Below are 3520 nucleotides of genomic sequence, written 5' to 3'. Positions count from 1 at the left end.
ACGAGAAGACAAGCTCATGCCCCCCACCCACGCCCAACGACTCGCCGACCACTTCGGCAACACCCAACTCGCCTGGATCGACGACACCTACACCCTCGTCCCCATCGACCAGCCAGAGGCCCTGACCGACCACCTGAACGCCTTCCTCGCCGCACACACCTGACGCCAACGGTTCCCCGGGCGCTCGACTACGGGTCCGTCTTCTTCGGTCACTTCGCCGACGGCGGCCACGAGCACCCGGCCCCGACGTGGATACTCGATCCCCACCAGGTCCATGACAAGGCAACTCGACGGTCGCGCCGCAAGCTTCGCCCGTGGAACGGCCGGGACTTCGACGTGATCCCCGGTCAGGCCGAGCCGGGCGATCCCCGCTGGCCGATCGCCCACAAGTACGGCTTCGGGAACGCGGGCGGCGGATCGTGGTACTGGAAGCCGCTGCGCAACCTCGAACCGGGACATCGGGTGTTCGCCCATGTGAGCGGAGCCGGCTACGCGGGCATCGGCCACATCACCGCCAAGGTGATCCCCCCACGAGACGCCAACGTCGAAATCGAAGGCCGGCCTCAACCGCTCCTCGATCAGCCAGACGTGAGCGCGGCGTGGAAACAGGAGGCAGCCTCGGAAGACTCGCAGGTGACCGAGATGGTCGTGCCCGTGGAGTGCCTCGCCGCGCGGCCCGTCAACCAGGCCTTCTGGGAGAAGGGACTCTTCAACTCGCAAGTAACCGCCTGCAAGCTGCGCGACACGCACACAATCCAGACCGTCGAATCGGCGTTCGGACTCAACACACAGATCAGCTAGCTCGGGCGGCGCGCAGCTCGTCATCAGCCCCGGCGACTCCGATCGTGTCGCCAACATGGTCCTGGTCTCCTGTGAGGCCTTCGGCAACTACCCGCCCGGGGTACCCGACCGGCTGCTGTACCGCACCGCGGCGCTACCCGCGGCACCTTCCTGGTCGCCCACCTGTTGCGCCCGCGCTGGATCCGCCATCCCCCCGTGACCTTCGCTGCCCTGTCCGAGCGGCGGGTTCCGGAGGACCTGTTCAAGAGCTGGAATTGGGCGCAACCGGAGGGAATCATCCGGGCACATTCTGAACCTAACGTCCGTCCTGTTGTTCGCCTTCCTCGTCCCCGCGTTGAGAGTTGATCATGTCGGCGCGACTCTCCACGCTCTGCCACGAGGGCAGACCTCCGGGTCCGGGTAGGCGCAGGAGGACTCGGGGGACATTCCACGCCAGGCAGTTGCTGATTGCCCAGACCTCATCGATGCCCGGATGGGCAATCGCCTCCACTTCGGTCAGCCACCGTTCGTCATCGCCCGAGTCGAACGCTTGCTCGAGCTGCATCGACGCCAGTCCGCTGTCGAGTGCGATCACCAACCACCTTGGTCCGGAATACGTGGCCAACTGCCCTTTCGAAAGTCTTTTTCGCGATCCTCTCCCGCACGTCCTCGATGAGTTGGTCGATTGATCCCACTGGGCCGCCGTAGCTTGCTGCGACTCGAATTCGCACGCCGCCGATGGTCTCGGTCTCCGGGCGACGGCAGCGCAGGACATCAAGGCCGTCCCAGTCCGGTACGGCGACTCGCGCCACCACGCTTCGAGCGTTGCGGACCATCCCCGCGGGATCGCCCCCTTGCGACTCGATCTCCCGGAGCACAGGCGCGAGCCGGTTCACCAGCTTCTTCACGTAACGCTTGCGCCGACGTCGCGCCGGAGAGTGATCTATGAGGACCACCGACCACACCCAGTCGAGTTCCCGCCGTGGAAACTCTTCGCTGTCGAACGCATCGCAGAGGGCAGCCGATCGCCCTCCGTGCTCATGGTGATCTCCACCCGCACGACCCGACCGTCGCCGAGGACGACCTCAAGATCCGGAGTGGGCCCGCTGCCCTCCTCCAGCCATCGGTGGCTAACCACATCTTCGACGGCCCGAATCACCTCGAGCGCAGCTTGTTCGTCCACTCTTTTCTCTTTGGCAGCCATAGAAACCGATCATCCTCCCGGCACTCGCAATCGAGCCAGCCAAGTTGGCCAACGTGCGAAGTCAGTCAGCAACCTGGCATCACGCACCTACGGGGACGCAAGGTAACGACATCGTTCGGGATCAGCAGTCGCAGCAGGGCGAATTGACCTCTTGTGCAGACGACGCCCGACCCGGCAGGCCGGCGATCCGCACCGATCCGAAAGTCTGTGGCCACCCGCTACGCCGCCTGCGCCGCGGCGGACGTCCTAGCCGGCGGCCGGCTCCGGGGCGGGCCAGAGCAGGTTGGCGTACTTCTCGAGCGAGAAGTCGGTCTCGAAGTAGATCGGGTGCGTGACGCGAATGGCATCTTCCGATTCGGCGCCGAGCAGGACCACCTCGATGTGCGGCCGGTCGGCGAACTCGCGCTCCCGCTCGCCATACGCGTCGACAGCCCTTCTGCCGTCGCGGAACCGCTCCATGTTCACCAGCCGGCGCTCGGAGCGGTCGTAGGTGAGCAGGAAGTGGATGGTCTTACCCCTAGCCATGGATCCCGCCTCCTTGCCCGGTATCTCTGTCGAGCAGATCCCACGCCGCTGCCTGCAACTCATCGTACTCCGCCCTGAAGACCCTGCTGACCGGCCGGCCCGCCTCGTTGATCGCATACCCCTCGGACAGCCGCCGGAGCCAGTCGTGCACGAGTTCATGGCCGTCACCACTCTTGTAGTCGACGCCGCTTATGACCACGAGCGTCTCGACGAGCTTCGCCCACTGGTGCTGCGGCCGTGTACGAAGTTGCACCTCGATGCGCCGACCGTCGTAACGGGTCCAGACGTGGACGCCGCGGTAACCGGAGGAACGAGGGTTCGCCGCGTAGTCGCGAACGTTGTCCTCGACACCGTTTCGGTTGAAGCTGTTGCGGGTGAACCTGTCCAGCACGTGCGCGACCTCCGCCTGCGTCGCGAACACCGCTCGGCAGCCGCCGATGTCCTGCATGCTCGACAGCTTCATCGTCGGAAGCCGTCGCAGCTTGTCCACAATGGTCGGTGTCCGCTTGAGACGCTGGCCGAACTCGACGGCCTGCAGGCCCTCCGTGTCCACGCACGACCGGAGGCCCACCCGGGCCTTCCGCAACGGATCACGGTGCTCAGATCGGAATGCCTCGACGACGCCGATCTCGGTGTCGAGTTCGGCTCTCGACAGCGGTGGGTCGTCGCCGGTCAGGTGTCGCCGCAGGGCCCGACCGGCCCGGTCGATGCGCCCCTTGGAGTACGGCAGGGGCAGGTTGTCGGACACACCCGCAACCTATCGGCACGACGGCGACCGCTACCCTGCTCCGCGACACGGCAAACGACGATCGGTGTCCCGACATCCACCGACGCGGGTTCGGTGATGCAACGCAAGGGTCCGACGTCCGCGGATCTCATGTATTCCGATACCGGCGGTGACGGGCCGGTGGTGGTGTTGCTGCACGGGGTGTTGATGGGTGGCTCCCTGTGGGACACCGTCGTCGAGGGCCTGGGGGATCGCTACCGCTGCGTCGTCCCGGAGTTGCCGTT

At 65.9% G+C, this 3520-nt stretch carries 5 protein-coding genes; 2 read left to right on the top strand and 3 right to left on the bottom strand.

The window, feature by feature from the left end:
• The first annotated feature begins 336 nt into the window (after positions 1–336).
• The gene (locus OXG55_03035) at positions 337–801 is read left to right on the top strand and encodes a hypothetical protein (protein ID MCY4102233.1); all 465 of its coding nucleotides are present in this window, start codon (positions 337–339) and stop codon (positions 799–801) included.
• A 295-nt stretch (positions 802–1096) separates the two neighbouring features.
• Here OXG55_03035 and OXG55_03030 read toward each other — a convergent pair whose 3' ends face one another.
• The 3 genes from OXG55_03030 to OXG55_03020 form a co-directional block, all read right to left on the bottom strand.
• On the bottom strand, positions 1097–1375 hold the full coding sequence (locus tag OXG55_03030; protein ID MCY4102232.1) for a hypothetical protein: 279 nt from the start codon (positions 1373–1375) through the stop codon (positions 1097–1099).
• 855 nt (positions 1376–2230) lie between these two features.
• A complete protein-coding gene (locus OXG55_03025) occupies positions 2231–2509 on the bottom strand; it encodes a hypothetical protein (protein ID MCY4102231.1) in 279 nt (92 codons plus the stop codon).
• Positions 2502–3257: a RelA/SpoT domain-containing protein gene (locus tag OXG55_03020; protein ID MCY4102230.1), complete on the bottom strand. Its 756-nt coding sequence runs from the start codon at positions 3255–3257 to the stop codon at positions 2502–2504. The genes OXG55_03025 and OXG55_03020 overlap by 8 nt, the downstream gene beginning before the upstream one ends.
• Positions 3258–3353: 96 nt before the next feature.
• On the opposite strand from OXG55_03020, the gene OXG55_03015 reads away from it, so the two are divergent.
• A partial coding sequence (locus tag OXG55_03015) for an alpha/beta hydrolase (protein MCY4102229.1) occupies positions 3354–3520 on the top strand: 167 nt, incomplete at its 3' end.

Source organism: bacterium (genome assembly GCA_026708055.1).
GTDB lineage: Bacteria > Actinomycetota > Acidimicrobiia > Acidimicrobiales > CATQHL01 > VXNF01.
Note: the sequence above shows the minus strand (reverse complement) of the source record. Positions and strands in the feature narration are given on the sequence as shown.

Excerpts from the sequence above, each read along its gene's own strand:
- OXG55_03025 (MCY4102231.1), bottom strand. The coding sequence starts at position 2,509 with ATGGCTAGGGGTAAGACCATCCACTTCCTGCTCACCTACGACCGCTCC.